Origin of the sequence: Halovulum marinum, from assembly GCF_009697225.1 — a bacterium.
Taxonomy (GTDB): Bacteria; Pseudomonadota; Alphaproteobacteria; order Rhodobacterales; family Rhodobacteraceae; genus Halovulum; species Halovulum marinum.
Map to the genome: position 1 here is coordinate 49,123 of NZ_WIND01000004.1, position 14,880 is coordinate 64,002.

At 71.9% G+C, this 14,880-nt stretch carries 12 protein-coding genes; 11 read left to right on the top strand and 1 reads right to left on the bottom strand.

Annotated features, from left to right (window positions below):
- Position 1: 1 nt before the first annotated feature.
- From GE300_RS07455 to GE300_RS07485, 7 genes are all read left to right on the top strand, one after another.
- The gene (locus tag GE300_RS07455; protein WP_154445927.1) at positions 2 to 1,663 is read left to right on the top strand and encodes a nitrite/sulfite reductase; all 1,662 of its coding nucleotides are present in this window, start codon (positions 2 to 4) and stop codon (positions 1,661 to 1,663) included.
- The gene (locus GE300_RS07460) at positions 1,653 to 2,393 is read left to right on the top strand and encodes a phosphoadenylyl-sulfate reductase (protein ID WP_154445928.1); all 741 of its coding nucleotides are present in this window, start codon (positions 1,653 to 1,655) and stop codon (positions 2,391 to 2,393) included. The genes GE300_RS07455 and GE300_RS07460 overlap by 11 nt, the downstream gene beginning before the upstream one ends.
- Positions 2,390 to 2,824: a DUF934 domain-containing protein gene (locus GE300_RS07465; RefSeq protein ID WP_154445929.1), complete on the top strand. Its 435-nt coding sequence runs from the start codon at positions 2,390 to 2,392 to the stop codon at positions 2,822 to 2,824. Before GE300_RS07460 ends, GE300_RS07465 begins: the two co-directional genes overlap by 4 nt.
- Positions 2,825 to 2,840: 16 nt before the next feature.
- Positions 2,841 to 3,647 carry a ferredoxin--NADP reductase gene (locus GE300_RS07470; protein WP_154445930.1) on the top strand — a complete coding sequence of 269 codons (807 nt, stop codon included), beginning with the start codon at positions 2,841 to 2,843 and terminating at the stop codon, positions 3,645 to 3,647.
- 161 nt (positions 3,648 to 3,808) lie between these two features.
- Complete coding sequence (locus tag GE300_RS07475) at positions 3,809 to 4,597, top strand: alpha/beta hydrolase family esterase (protein WP_154445931.1); 789 nt, start codon at positions 3,809 to 3,811, stop codon at positions 4,595 to 4,597.
- 22 nt (positions 4,598 to 4,619) lie between these two features.
- Positions 4,620 to 5,855 (top strand): CaiB/BaiF CoA transferase family protein, encoded by a 1,236-nt coding sequence (locus tag GE300_RS07480; RefSeq protein WP_154445932.1) that lies wholly within the window; start codon positions 4,620 to 4,622, stop codon positions 5,853 to 5,855.
- Entirely contained in the window at positions 5,852 to 7,447 is a 1,596-nt protein-coding gene (locus GE300_RS07485) for a thiamine pyrophosphate-binding protein (protein WP_154445933.1), read from the top strand. Before GE300_RS07480 ends, GE300_RS07485 begins: the two co-directional genes overlap by 4 nt.
- A 64-nt stretch (positions 7,448 to 7,511) precedes the next feature.
- Here GE300_RS07485 and GE300_RS07490 read toward each other — a convergent pair whose 3' ends face one another.
- Positions 7,512 to 8,657, bottom strand: a complete 1,146-nt coding sequence (locus GE300_RS07490) for a YeeE/YedE family protein (protein ID WP_154445934.1) — start codon at positions 8,655 to 8,657, stop codon at positions 7,512 to 7,514.
- Between the two features lie 141 nt (positions 8,658 to 8,798).
- On the opposite strand from GE300_RS07490, the gene GE300_RS07495 reads away from it, so the two are divergent.
- From GE300_RS07495 to mdoH, 4 genes are read left to right on the top strand one after another with little or no spacing between them, the layout of a single operon-like run.
- Complete coding sequence (locus GE300_RS07495; protein WP_154445935.1) at positions 8,799 to 10,175, top strand: tetratricopeptide repeat protein; 1,377 nt, start codon at positions 8,799 to 8,801, stop codon at positions 10,173 to 10,175.
- A 23-nt stretch (positions 10,176 to 10,198) separates the two neighbouring features.
- Entirely contained in the window at positions 10,199 to 11,488 is a 1,290-nt protein-coding gene (locus GE300_RS07500) for an OpgC family protein (RefSeq protein WP_154445936.1), read from the top strand.
- Positions 11,485 to 13,026 (top strand): glucan biosynthesis protein, encoded by a 1,542-nt coding sequence (locus GE300_RS07505; RefSeq protein WP_154445937.1) that lies wholly within the window; start codon positions 11,485 to 11,487, stop codon positions 13,024 to 13,026. The genes GE300_RS07500 and GE300_RS07505 overlap by 4 nt, the downstream gene beginning before the upstream one ends.
- A complete protein-coding gene (mdoH, locus tag GE300_RS07510) occupies positions 13,023 to 14,828 on the top strand; it encodes a glucans biosynthesis glucosyltransferase MdoH (RefSeq protein ID WP_154445938.1) in 1,806 nt (601 codons plus the stop codon). Before GE300_RS07505 ends, mdoH begins: the two co-directional genes overlap by 4 nt.
- The last annotated feature ends 52 nt before the right edge of the window (positions 14,829 to 14,880 follow it).

Below are 14,880 nucleotides of genomic sequence, written 5' to 3' on the forward strand. Positions count from 1 at the left end.
CATGTACAGCTACACCAATTTCGACGCCGCCTTCGTCCGCGACCGGGTGAAGGAGTTCCGCTCCCAGGTCGAGCGCCGCCTGGACGGCAGCCTGACCGAGGACGAGTTCAAGCCGCTGCGCCTGATGAACGGGCTGTACCTGCAGCTGCACGCCTACATGCTGCGGGTCGCGGTGCCCTACGGCACGCTCAACAGCCGCCAGATGCGGCAGCTGGCCCATATCGCCGACACCTGGGACAAGGGCTACGGCCACTTCACCACGCGGCAGAACATCCAGTTCAACTGGCCGAAGCTGAAGGACGTGCCGGACATCCTGGACGCGCTGGCCGACGTCGGCATGCACGCGATCCAGACCAGCGGCAACTGCATCCGCAACGTCACCGCGGACCATTTCGCCGGCGCCGCCGCCGACGAGATCGAGGACCCGCGCCCGACCGCCGAACTGATCCGCCAGTGGTCCACCGACCATCCGGAGTTCGCCTACCTGCCGCGCAAGTTCAAGGTCGGCGTCACCGGCTCGCCCAACGACCGCGCCGTGACCAAGGCGCACGACATCGGCCTGCGCATGGTCCGGGGCGAGGCGGGCGAGCCGGGCTACGAGGTGATCGTCGGCGGCGGCCTGGGCCGGACCCCGATGATCGGCAAGGTGGTGCGGGACTTCCTGCCCAAGCGGGACCTGCTGGCCTATCTGGAAGCGATCCTGCAGGTCTACAACCTGTCCGGCCGCCGCGACAACAAGTACAAGGCGCGGATCAAGATCCTGGTCCACGAGACCGGCATCGACGAGCTGCGCGCGCGGATCGAGGAGACGTTCCGGCGCAACCGCCGGCTGCTGCCCGACGTCGACCCGGCCATCGTCGCCCGGATCGAGGCCGCGTTCGCCGCGCCCGCATGGGCCGACCGCCCGGTGCCCGACGCGCCGCGACTGGACGCCGGCCTGGCCTCGTTCATCGACACCAACGTGGTCGCGCACAAGCGGCCCGACCACGCCATCGTCTCGGTCTCGCTGAAGCCCACCGGCGGCACGCCGGGCGACGCCACCTCGGCGCAGATGCGGGTGCTGGCCGACCTGGCCGAGCGTTATTCCCACGACGAGCTGCGCATCAGCCACGAGCAGAACGTGATCCTGCCGCATGTCCACCGCGCCGACCTGCCGGCGGTCTACGCCGCGCTGCGCGAGGCGGGGCTGGCGACCGCCAACATCGGCCTCGTGGGCGACATCATCGCCTGCCCCGGCATGGACTACTGCGCGCTGGCCACGGCCCGCTCGATCCCGATCGCCCAGCAGATATCGGAAATGTTCGCCGATCTCGACGCGCAGCGGGACATCGGCCCGCTGAAGATCAAGATCTCGGGTTGCATCAACGCGTGCGGCCATCACCACGTGGGCCATATCGGCATCCTGGGTCTGGATCGCGCCGGCGTCGAGAACTACCAGCTGACGCTGGGCGGCGACGGCACCGAGACCGCGACCATCGGCACCCGCACCGGCCACGGCTTCGCCTACGACGAGATCGTGCCGGCGGTCGGGCGGCTGATCGGCGCCTATCTCGACGCGCGCGAAACCCCCGAGGAGACCTTCCTCGAAACCTATCGCCGGCTGGGCATGGATCCGTTCAAGGCGGCGCTCTACGGGCAGGAGGAACAGGCGGATGCTGCTTGAACCCGCCTTCCGGTTCGCGCCCGACAAGGGCGTGGGCGTTCTGAACGAACGCTACGGGGAAGCGCCGGCCGAGGATGCGCTGCACGCGGCGCTGCGCCTTTATGCCGGGCAGATCGCCGTGGTCTCGTCCTTCGGCGCCGAGTCGGCGGTGCTGCTGCACATGGTCAGCCAGATCAACCCGCACACGCCGGTGCTGATGATCGACACGCAGATGCTGTTCCCGCAGACGCTCGACTACCAGCTGGAGCTGACCGGACTCTTCGGCCTGACCGACGTGCGTCGCATCGGCCATACGCGTGACGAACTGAAGCGCCGCGACCCCTATGGCGCGCTGCACCTGGCCAATCCCGACGCCTGCTGCCACCTGCGCAAGGTCGAGCCGCTGGAGAACGCGCTGCGCGGGTTCTCGGCGCACATCTCGGGGCGCAAGCGGTTCCAGACCGGCCGTCGCGCCGTGATGCCGGTGTTCGAGCCCGACGCCGCCGGGCGCGTGAAGGTGAACCCGCTGGCGGCGTGGAAGCCGGCCGATCTGGGCGCCTACATGGACCGGCACGACCTGCCCCGGCACCCGCTGGTGGCGCAAGGCTACCCGTCGATCGGCTGCGTGCCCTGCACCAGCAAGGTCGGCGCAGGCGAAGACCCCCGCGCCGGGCGCTGGCGCGGCACCGACAAGGACGAATGCGGCATCCATTTCGGACCGGATGGCCGCGTGGAAAGGATCGCATCATGACCCAGATCGTGACCCGCCAGGGCTTCGCGCGCGAAACCTGGCCCGAGGCCGGGGTGATCGTGACCTTCGAGTCGCTGTGGAACGGCCAGGACCTGCCGATCGAACGCCCGATCGGCGTGCGGCTGGCGCCGGACAGCAACGCCGCCGACCTAGAGCCGTGGTTCGACACCATGGCGATGGTGATCGTGCCGTTCGGCAAAAGCGCCGACGGCCGCGGTTTCAGCCTGGCCCGCCAGTTGCGCCAGCTGGGCTATGCCGGCATCATCCGCGCCGAGGGTCACGTGCTGGTCGACCAGTTCCGCGCCGCGCTGCGCGTCGGCATCGACCAGGTCGCGATCTCGGACGAACAGGCCGCCCGCAACCCCGAAGACCAATGGCTTGCCGTGCCGCATTTCGACGGCTACCAGTCCCGGCTCTTCGCCGCCGAATAAGCAAGGAACACCCCGCATGAACATCCAGACCGCGGCGACGGCCGCCGCCCCCGTGTTGCCCGACGCGCAGACCGTGACCGAGGTCCGCCACTGGACCGACCGGCTGTTCAGCTTCCGCCTGACCCGGCCGCAGTCGCTGCGCTTCCGCTCGGGCGAATTCGTGATGATCGGCCTGCCCGGCGACAACGGCAAGCCGCTGCTGCGCGCCTATTCCATCGCCTCGCCCTCCTGGGACGAGACGCTGGAGTTCTACTCGATCAAGGTGCCCGACGGCCCGCTGACCTCGAGATTGCAGAAGATCGCGGTCGGCGACCAGGTGATCCTGCGGCCCAAGCCGGTCGGCACGCTGGTGGTCGACGCGCTGCTGCCGGGCAAACGGCTCTACATGATCGCCACCGGCACCGGCATCGCGCCGTTCGCCTCGCTGATGCGCGATCCCGAGGTGTACGGGAAGTTCGACGAGGTGATCGTCACCCACACCTGCCGCGAACGCGCCGAGCTGCAGTACGGCGCCCGCCTGGTCGGCGCGCTGCCGACCGACCCGCTGATCGGCGAGTTCGTCGGCAACAAGCTGAAGTACCTGCCGACCACCACCCAGCAGGACAGCGCCAACACCGGCCGGATCACCGAGTGGATCGAAAGCGGCAGGCTGTTCGAGCATTTTCGCCTGCCGGCGCTCGATAAGGCCACCGACCGGGTGATGATCTGCGGCTCGATGGGCCTGAACACCGACGTCAAGGCGCTGCTCGAGCAGGCCGGGCTGACCGAGGGCTCGAACTCGGCCCCCGGCGAATACGTGCTGGAAAAGGCGTTCGTCGGCTGAACCGCCCCGACCGCCCCGGAACCCGCCGCAGGCGGGGCCGGGGCTGAAACGACCTGGCGCGCCAGCGCCTCCGCATCGCGGCCGGCTCAAGCGGCTGTGACTTCCCAGCGCCGGTCCGGCATGGCAAGCCTGTGCCGAACCAACCGGACCGGAGACCGCCGATGCGCTGGATTCTCGCCCTCGTCCTCGTTCTCGGCGCGCAGCAGGCCCAGGCCTGCGGCCGCGCCACGGATTGCCAGACGCCGTCGGGCAGCTACCGCATCGCCCTGCCGGACGGCGCGCCCGAGGGCGTGGTGCTGTTCTTCCACGGCTACCGGGGCACCGCCGCCGCGGCGGTGCGCCCGGGCGGCCTCGCCGAGGGGCCGCTGGCCGAGGGGCTGGCGTTCGTCGCCCCCCAGGGGCTCGGCGGAAGCTGGGCGTTCGGCGGCGCGCCGCGCGACGGCCGCGACGAGATGGCATTCCTCGACGAGGTGCTGGCCGATCTCGACGCGCGCTTCGATCTGCCGATGGACCGGATCATGGTCACCGGCTTCTCGATCGGCGGCACCATGGCGTGGGAGGCCGCCTGCTACCGCGGCGCCGCCTTCGCCGGCTTCGCGCCGATCGCCGGCGCCTACTGGCGGCCGCAGCCGGACAGCTGCCCGTCGCCGCCACCGGTCCTGCTGCACATCCACGGCACCGCCGACCGCACCGTGCCGATGCAGGGCCGCCCCATCGGCCCGAACGCGCACCAGGGCGACGTGCGCGAAAGCATCGCGCAATGGACCGAGCAGGCCGGATGCGGCGCGCCGGTGCGCCGCACCGACGCCGTGTTCAGCTGCGAACGCTGGAGCGATTGCGAGGAGGGTGTTATCCAGTTGTGCCTGCACGACGGCGGCCACTCGATCCGCGCCGAATGGTTGCTGCGGGGCTGGAACGAACTGGCAGAGATCAAGGGCTGGACCGAATGACCACGACACCGGCGAACACCGCATGAGCGCACCGCTGAGCGGGCTGCGCGTCCTCGACCTCAGCCGCATCCTCGCCGGGCCGACGGCGACGCAGCTGCTGGCCGACCTGGGCGCCGAGGTGATCAAGATCGAGCGTCCCGGCAGCGGCGACGACACCCGCGGCTGGGGCCCGCCGTTCCTGCAGGACGCGGACGGCCGCGACACCCGCGAAAGCGCCTACTACCTCTGCGCCAACCGCGGCAAGAAATCCGTCGCCGTGGACATCGCCGCCCCCGAGGGCCAGGCGATCATCCGCGACCTCGCCGGGACCGCAGACATCCTGATCGAGAACTTCAAGGTCGGCGGCCTGGCGAAATACGGCCTCGACCACGACAGCCTGAAGGCGCTGAACCCGCGGCTGATCTACTGCTCGATCACCGGCTTCGGGCAGACCGGGCCGCTGAAGCACCGCGCCGGCTACGACTTCCTGATCCAGGGCATGGGCGGGATCATGTCTCTCACCGGCAGCGCCGACGGCGCGCCGATGAAGGTCGGCGTCGGCATCGCCGACGTGATGTGCGGCATGTACGCGGTCTCGGCGATCCTGGCGGCGGTCCACGCGCGTCATACCACGGGCCGCGGGCAGTACATCGACATCGCGCTGCTCGACAGCCAGCTCGCCTGGCTGATCAACCAGGGCGCGGCCTACCTGATGAACGGCAAGGTGCCGCCCCGGCGCGGCAACGAGCATCCGACCATCGTGCCCTACGGCACCTTCCCCGGCGCCGACAAGCCGTTCATCCTGGCGGTCGGCAACGATGGCCAGTTCGCCCGCTTCTGCGCCATCGCCGCCCGGCCCGAGCTGGCCGAGGACCCGCGCTTCGCCCGCAATGTCGACCGGGTGCGCAACCGCGAGACGCTGATCCCGATCCTGAACGAGATCACCGCCACCCGCCCCGCCGCCGACTGGATCGCCGCGCTCGACGACCAGGCGGTGCCCTGCGGGCCGATCAACGACCTGGCCGAGGCCCTGGACCAGCCGCAGGCGCAGGTGCGCCAGATGAAGATCACCCTGCCTCACCCGGTCTCGGGCAGCGTGGATCTGATCGGCAACCCGATCCGGATGAGCGAGACGCCGGTGGCATACGGCAACGCGCCGCCAACGCTGGGCCAGCACACCGCGCAGGTGCTGACCGATCTGCTGGGCGCGGACCCGGCGCAGCTGCGGGCCTGGGCCGCCGCCGGCGTGATCGGCACCGCCGAAGAGGACATCGCATGAGCCGGACCACAGGCGCCGACATCATCGCCCGCGCGCTCGCCGCCGCCGGCGCCAGCCGCGCCTTCGGCATTCCCGGCGGCGAGGTGCTGGCGCTGATGCAGGCGCTCGACCGGGCCGGGATCGGCTTCACCCTGACCAGGCACGAGAACGCCGCCGGCTTCATCGCCGAGGGCCACTGGCACGCCACCGGCGCGCTGCCGGTGCTGCTCGCCACGCTCGGCCCCGGCGTCGCCAACGCGGTCAACGTGGTGGCCAACGCGCACCAGGACCGGGTGCCGCTGATCTTCCTGACCGGCTGCGTCGAGGCGGACGTGGCCGAGACCTACACCCACCAGGTGTTCGACCACCGGGCGCTGCTGGCGCCGGTGACCAAGGCCAGCTTCCGCGCCACGCCCGGCGCGCTGGGGCCGATGATGGCCAAGGCGATCGGCATCGCCACCGCGTGCCAGCCCGGGCCGGTGCACATCGACGTGCCGATCGCCGTCGCCGAGGGCGCGGCCGACGAGCCCGGCGCCGCGGCGCAGCCCCGCACCGCCGCCGCCGCGCCCACAGGCGACACGCTGCACGCCGCGCGCGCCGCGCTGGCGGCGGCGAAGCGGCCCATCGCCATCGCCGGGCTCGACGCGGTGAACGAGGGCGCGGGCGCGGCCGTCGCCAGCTTCTGCCGCACCCGCGCGGTGCCGCTGATCACCAGCTACAAGGGCAAGGGCCTGCTGGACGAGGGCGACCCGCTGAGCCTGGGCGGCGCGGGCCTGTCGCCGAAGGCGGACGCGATCCTGCTGCCGCTGCTGCAGCAGTCCGACTGCATCCTGCTGCTGGGCTACGATCCGATCGAGATGCGCGCGAACTGGCGCAACCCCTGGCCCGCGGACGCCACCGTGATCGAGATCGCGTCCGCGCCGCGCAGCCACGGCATGCACACCGTCAGCCACCTGCTGACCGGCACGCTGGCCGGCACGCTGCCGCTGCTGGCGCCGGCGCTGACCAACGCGCCGAACTGGGCCGCCGAGGCGCGCCGGGCGCTGGCCGAGGCCTTCGCGCCCGGCGACTGGGGGCCGGCGGCGGTGTTCGACACGCTGCGCGACATCGTCCCCGCGGACACGGTGATCACCGCCGACAGCGGCGCGCACCGGATCCTGCTCAGCCAGATCTGGCGCTGCGCCGGACCGCGCACGATGCTGCAGTCGACCGCGCTGTGCACCATGGCCTGCGCGGTGCCGCTGGCGGCCGGCTACGCGCTGGGCGCGCCCGGGCGGCCGGTGATCGCCTTCGTCGGCGACGCCGGGCTGGAGATGGGGCTGGGCGAGCTGGCGACGCTCCGCGACCTGCGCCTGCCGGTGGTGATCGTGGTGCTGGTCGACGAGAGCCTGGCGCTGATCGAGCTGAAGCAGCGCGGCGCGCAGCGACCCAATCTCGGCGTCGACTTCGGCGGCACCGATTTCCCCGCCGTCGCCGCGGCGCTGGGCGGGCACGGCGTCTGGGTCGACGACGCGGACACGCTGCGCACCGAGGCCGGGGCAGCCCTGGCGCGGGAGGGCTTCACCATCCTCGCCTGCCGCATCGGGCGCCGCGCCTACGACGGGGCGTTCTGAGGTCCGGCCCGTGCGGGCCGGAGCCTCCGGCGGGGATACTTGAAGACATTGGAAGACGGGCGCGTCAGGCCCGCGCCGCGCGCGGGATCGGCGGGCGCGGCATCCGCAGCCAGGCGACCATGCTGGAGCCGGCGAAGGCCGCCGCCCCCCAGACCCAGCCGTGCAGCGACCCCGAGGCCAGCCCGCCGAGATAGCCGCCGATGTTGCAGCCATAGGCCAGGCGCGCGCCATAGCCCATCATCAACCCGCCCAGCACCGCGGTCCAGACCTGCTCGAAGCTGAGCCGCCAGACCGGGGCGAAGCGCCCGGCCAGCCCGGCCGCGCCGAGTGCGCCCAGCACGATGCCGAAGTCCATCACCGAGGTGCTGTCGGCGAACACCGAACGGGCCAGCGTCTGGTCGGACCACGGCGCCATGATCCAGCTTTCGCGCGGCACGCCGACGGCGTCGCCGATCTTGGCGCCCCACAGCCCGAATGCCTGGGTGATGCCCCAGGGCCGGTTCAGCACCACGAAGGTCAGCGCCCCCACCACCGCCAGCGATACCGCGCCCAGCCACGGCGACCACGGCCCCGAGACGATCGAGCCGGTGCGCCGCGCCGGCTCGAGGCCGCCGTGCCTGCGCCGCTCGTACCAGACGGTGGCCCAGGCCAGCGCCGCCAGCACCGCCAGCATGATCGCCAGCGCCGGGAACACGCCCAGGCTCTCGACCAGCGAATAGCGCCCGGCCGAGGGCAGGCTGCGCCAGAACGGCAGGTGCGCCACGCCGATCATCGTGCCGATGATGAAGAAGATCAGCGTGATCACCATGCGGGTGCTGCCGCCGCCGACGGTGAACAGCGTGCCCGAGCCGCAGCCGCCGCCGAACTGCATGCCGGCGCCGAACATGAACGCGCCGACCAGCATGCCGACGTTCATCGGCTGCACCCAGGCATAGGCGCCGTTCCAGGCGATCAGCGGATAGGACACCAGGATGGTCAGCGCGATCAGCAGGAACTGCGCCCGCAGCCCGGTGCCGCGCCCCTCGGTCACGATCCGCCGCCAAGCGGCGGTGAAGCCGAACGCGGCGTGGTACAGGCCGATGCCCGCCAGCCCGCCGACCAGCGTGGCCAGGGCCAGCTTGATCCCGGCGGCGTTCCAGGCCAGTCCGGCGACGGCGATCAGCCCCGCCGCGGAGGCCAGGACCGGAAGCGATTGACGTGCGAGGGTCATGGCGCACTTTCTCCAACAAAGCATGTCGAACCTCGAATAACAGCTTCGTGACCTGACGGCCATGTGAGTTGCCCGGATGACGGTCGAAAAGGATGTGTGGACCACCCACCCCGAGGGATCGTTTCGCAGCAGGAGCATGGCATGGCGCACACGACGGACTTTTGCGGTTGCGAGACGACGGTGCCCGCGGCGGCCATCGGACCGTGGAACGACACCATCCGCGCGTTCCTGGCACACGGTGCATCGACCCCGGATCATCTGGCGCGCGCGCTGGCCGCGGCGCCGGAGTTCGCGCAGGGTCATGCCGTGAAGGGCCTGTTCTGCCTGCTGCTGGGCCGGCGCGAGATGTTCGACACCGCCCGCCAGTGCCGCACCACGGCGCGGCAGGCGGCCGCGGGCGCACCGCCCACCGCCCGCGAGGCCTCCTACCTGGCGGCGCTGGACGCCTGGCTGGGCGGACAGCCGAGCCAGGCGGCGGCGACGCTGGAGACGGTGCTGGCGACCGAGCCGCGCGACGCGCTGGCGATGAAGCTGATCCAGGCGATTCGCTTCGTGCTGGGCCAGCCCGAGGCGATGCGCCGCTCGATCGAGGGCGTGCTGTCGGCCTGGGACGATCATCCGGCGCTGGGTTACCTGAAGGGCTGCTACGCCTTCGCGCTGGAGGAGACCGGCGAGTACGCCGCCGGCGAGACCGCCGGGCGCGAGGGCCTGCTGCTGGCGCCGGACGACGCCTGGGGGCTGCACGCGGTGGCGCATGTCTACGACATGACCGCGCGCGCCGGCGACGGGCTGTTCTGGCTGTCGGGGCAAACCCACGCCTGGGCGCACTGCAACAACTTCCGCTACCACGTCTGGTGGCACATCGCACTGATGCACCTGGACCAGGGCCAGTACGACGCCGCGCTGGACCTCTACGACACCGAGATCCGCGCCGATCGCACCGACGACTACCGCGACATCGCCAACGCCACCTCGCTGCTGTCGCGGCTCGAGATCGAGGGCATCGACGTCGGCCCGCGCTGGGACGAGCTGGCCGAGCTGGCCGCCAGACGCACCGGCGACGGCAGCCTGGTGTTCGCCGACCTGCACTACATGCTTGCGCTGATCGGCGGCCGGCGCGCCGACGCGGCGACCGAGCTGCTGCGCCGGATGAGCCGCGACGCCGCGCGCCGCGACACCGAGGTCGCGCGGCTGATGGCGCGTCCGGGCCTATCCGCCGCCACCGGGCTGGAAGCGTTCGGCGAGGGCCAGTACGCCGAGGCGTTCCTGAACCTCAACGCCGCCCGGCGCGACATGCAGTCGGTCGGCGGCAGCCACGCCCAGCGCGACGTGTTCGAGCGGCTGACGATCGAGGCGGCGCTGCGCGGCGGCTTCCTCAACGCCGCTGAGCGGATGCTTGCCGACCGGACGCAGCGCCGCGGCGGCGCCGTGGACGGCTATACGAGCAGGCGTATGGACTTGATTGCTGCGGCGCGGCAAGATCCGCTGCAGCGCAACGTAACCGGGGCGCGCGCCTGACGTGGAACCTGACCGAAGGTACAATGACGATTGCAAGCTCCAGGCCACGCGACCCACGGCTCGACTTCTTTCGGGGCCTGGCGATGTTCATCATCCTGCTGGCGCACACGCCGGGAAATCCCTGGACGCTGTGGATCCCGGCGCGGTTCGGCTTTTCTGACGCGACGGAGATCTTCGTGTTCAGCTCGGGCATGGCCTCGGCGCTGGCCTTCGGCGGCGTGTTCGAGCGGCAGGGCTGGGGGCTGGGCACGGCGCGGATCGGGTTCCGGGTCTGGCAGGTGTACTGGGCGCACATCGCCACCTTCTTCGTGATCGCGATGGCGATGGTCGCGGTGAACGCCGCCGGGATCGGCACCCGCGACTACGTCGGGCAGCTGAACCTGTGGCCGTTCTTCAACAATCCGACCGAGAACCTGCTGGGGCTGATGACGCTGTCCTACGTGCCGAACTATTTCGACATCCTGCCGATGTACCTGGTGATCCTGGCCATGGTGCCGCTGGTGATGGCGCTGGCGCGGGTCTCGGTGGCGGCGATGGTTGCGGCGGTGCTGACGCTGTGGGCGGCGACCAACCTGGCCGGCGCGGTCGAGGCCGGGGCGACTGCGCTGCAGCCGCTGGCCGACGCGCTGTGGTTCCTGCACCTGCCGGCGCAGTATTTCTTCGAGCCGCCGCACGACACCCGCGAGTGGTTCTTCAACCCGTTCGCGTGGCAGCTGGTGTTCTTCACCGGGTTCGCCTTCATGCGCGGCTGGATCGCGCCGCCGCCGGTGCGCTGGTGGCTGGTGGCGCTGGCGCTGGCGGCGGTGCTGATCACCGTGCCCTTCGCCTGGTACCGGGTGATCCGCGAGGTGGCCTGGATCGACGCCTGGCGCGACGACTGGGGCGTTCTGTTCAGCAAGACCAACTTCGGCGTGCTGCGCTATGTCCACTTCCTGGCGCTGGCCTATGTCGCCTGGGTCTGCGCCGGGCCGCACGGCGCCTGGCTGTCGCTGGGCCGGGTCTGGACCGCGGTGGTGGGCGTGGTCCGCAAGGTCGGCCAGCAGTCGCTGGCGGTGTTCGTCACCTCGCTGGTGGTGGCGCGCTTCCTCGGCCTGGCCTTCGACGTCTGGGGCAAGGGATTCTGGAGCGTGATCCTGATCAACGCCGTCGGCTTCGCGGTGCTGATCGCCACCGCCTACACCGTCGCCTGGTTCAAGGGCAGCCCGTGGCGGCTGCCGCCGAAGCCGGCGCCCGCGCCGCCGGGCGCGCCCTCCGCATCGCCGGCCAAGGCGGCCGATCCCGCGGCGCGGATGCCGGAAGGACGTACCGCTTGACGGTGCTCAGCCGCCGCCAGAGCCTCGCGCTCGCCGCCGCCTTCGCGGCGCTGCCGGCGTTCGGCCGCGCCAACGGCGGGTCCGAACCGGGCATCACCCTGGGCGCGCCGTCGAGCTTCGGCCCGGACCACGTGCGCGACCGCGCGCGGTCGCTTGCGGCCACGGCCTTCCGCCGCCCGAAACAGGTGCCGCAGGCGTGGCAGGACCTCAGCTACGACCAGTACCGGGCGATCTGGTTCGACACCCGCAACGCGCTGTGGCGCGACGAGGGGCTGCCGGCGCAGGTCGAGTTCTTCGCGCCGGGGCTGTACTTTCCGACGCCGATCCGGGTGAACGCGGTCGATCCGGCGCAGCGGCAGGCCCGTCCGGTGCTGTTCGACCTGCGGGTGTTCGACCGCACCGACCAGGTTCCCGACCTGCCGGTGGACGAGACGCTGGGCTATTCCGGCCTGCGCCTGCACGGCGAGCTGGAGAAGGCCGGCGTGTTCCAGGAATACGCCGTGTTCCAGGGCGCCAGCTATTTCCGGGCCATCGGCAAGGGCCAGACCTACGGCCTGTCGGCGCGCGGGCTGGCGCTGGACACCGCCGCCCCCGAGGGCGAGGAGTTCCCCGAGTTCCGCGAGTTCTGGATCGAGACGCCCGAGCCGGGGCAGCAGGACGTGGTGGTGTACGCGCTGCTCGACGGTCCCTCGACCACCGGCGCGTACCGGTTCCGGATCCGGCACGGCGAGACCACGGTGATGGACGTCGCCGCCAGCCTGTTCCCGCGCCGCGCGCTGGACCACGTCGGCATCGCGCCGCAGACCTCGATGTTCTTCTTCGACCAGACCAACCGGGACCGGCACGCCGACTTCCGCCCGGCGGTGCACGACAGCGACGGGCTGCTGGTCTGGAACGGCGCCGGCGAACGGCTGTGGCGGGCGCTGGCGAACCCGCGCGAGTTGCAGGTGTCGTCCTTCGTCGACGACAGCCCGCGCGGCTTCGGGCTGATGCAGCGCGCCCGGCGGTTCTCGGATTTCGCCGACTTCGCGGCGAATTACCACCGGCGGCCCGGCCTCTGGGTCGAGCCGGCCGAGGGCTGGGGCCCCGGCGCGGTGACGCTGGTCGAGATCCCGACCGACAAGGAGATCTACGACAACATCGTCGCCTACTGGCGGCCGCGCGCGCCGCTGGTGGCAAGGGCCGAGCACCGCTTCGCCTACCGGCTGCACTGGGGCAGCGCCGCGCCGGTCGCCGCCGACCGTGCGCATGTGCTGGAAACCCGCATCGGCCCCAGCTTCTCGGGCCGGCGGCTGGCGGCGATCGACTTCGCGCCGCACCCGCGGCTTCCCGACGATCCGGCCCGGGTCATGGCGCATGCCTCGAGCAACCGCGGCAGCGTCAGCGCGCCGATCCTGCAACGCAACCCGGAGACCGGCGGCATGCGCCTGGACTTCGGTTTCGATCCCGACGCCGACCGGGCGATGGAGCTGCGCGCCCAGCTGCTGGTCGACGGCGCGCCGGTGTCCGAGGTCTGGCTGTACAGGTGGACGCCGTGATCCACGCGCCGCAGATCCTGATGCCGCCGCCCGAGGCGCCGCTGGCGATGCCGCCGCAGGCGCTGCACCGCGCCCCGGCGGCGCCGCGCCTGGCGGCCGACGGCCGCGGCGTGCAGGCCGCCCGGCTGTTCGTGTTCGGCTTCGCCGGCGCGACCACCACCGCGCTGGGCGCGGTCATGCACGACTGGTTCAACGCCGGCGGCCTGGGCTGGGTCGAGCTGGCGATCCTGATCTGCGGCGTCGCCGCGGCGTTCTGGATCGCTTTGTCGGTGGCAACGGCGGTGCTGGGCTGCCTGCCGCGGCGGTCCCGGCCCGCCGCGCCCCCGGCGCGGCCGCTCGACGTCGCGGTGCTGTTGCCGCTCCATGGCGAGGACGCGCACGCCGTCGCCGCCAATCTGCGGGCGCTGATGGCGGGGCTTTCAGCCGCTGGCCCACGGCACCGCTTCGCGCTCTACGTGCTGTCGGACACCCGCGACCCGGCCGCGGCGCTGGCCGAGCAGCGGGTGATGGTGCATCTGGGCGCGACGCTGCCGGGCAGCCGCGTGCACTACCGCCGCCGGCCCGAGAACCTGCGGTTCAAGGCCGGCAACCTCCAGGACTGGGTGCAGCGCTGGGGCGGCGCGCACGACGCCATGCTGGTGCTGGACGCCGACAGCGTGATGACGCCCGACACCGTCCTGCGCCTGGCCGACGCGCTGGCGGCCGAGCCCCGGCTGGGCCTGGTGCAGACGGTGCCGCGCCTGATCGGCGGGCAGACCCCGTGGGCGCGGGCGCAGCAGTTCTCGAACACGATCTACGGCGCGACGCTGGGCCGGGGCCTGGCGCTGTGGGCGGGCTCGGCGGCGAACTACTGGGGCCACAACGCGATGATCCGCACCCGCGCCTTCGCCGCCGCCGCCGGCCTGCCCGACCTGCCCGGGCGCCGGCCGTTCGGCGGGCTGATCCTCAGCCACGATTTCGTCGAGGCGGCGCTTCTGCGCCGCGCCGGCTGGCGCGTGCGCTTCCTGCCCGAGGCCGAGGGCAGCTTCGAGGAAACTCCGCCGACGCCGATCGCCCACATCCTGCGCGACCGGCGCTGGTGCCAGGGCAATCTGCAGCACCTGCGCCTGCTGGGCGCGGCCGGCCTGCACCCGCTCAGCCGGATGCACATGCTGCAGGGCGCGGTCGGCTACCTGTCGTCGATCCTGTGGCTGGTGCTGATGATCTGCTGGGTGCTGGTCGGAAACGGCCAGGGCGACGGGCCGATCCGCTATTTCTCGGACACCAATCCGCTGTTCCCGGCCTGGCCGGACATGGACCTCGTCAGCCGGATCCTGATCCTGGGACTGATCTACGGCATGCTGGTGGCGCCGAAGATCCTCGGCGCGCTGCGCTACTGGGCGGGCGATCCGGCGCTGCGCGGGGTCGGCGGGCCGCTGTGCTTCCTGGGCTCGATCCTGGCCGAGATGCTGCTGTCGATCCTGCTGGCGCCGATGCTGATGATCCAGCATGTGATCGCGGTGATGCGCAGCCTGGCCGGCATCGACGCCGGCTGGACGCCGCCGCGGCGCGATGCCCCCGACCTGCGCGCCTGCCTGCGGTTCCACGCCGCCGAACTGGTCCTGGGTGTCGGCATGTGCATGCTGTTCGCCCTTGGCGAGTTGACGCTGTGGCTGCTGCCGGTCGGCGTCTCGCTGGCGGCCGCGCCGGTGCTGAGCCGGGCGCTGTCGGCGCGCCCCGGCTGGGCGCGGCACCTGTTCCGGACCCCGCAGGAAACCGGCCTGGGGCCGGAAGCCACCGCCGCCAGCCTCGCCACCGCCTGAGCGCGCGGCGGGCGGGCAGCCCCGGCGCGGGTGCCGCAGGCGCCGCGCCGGC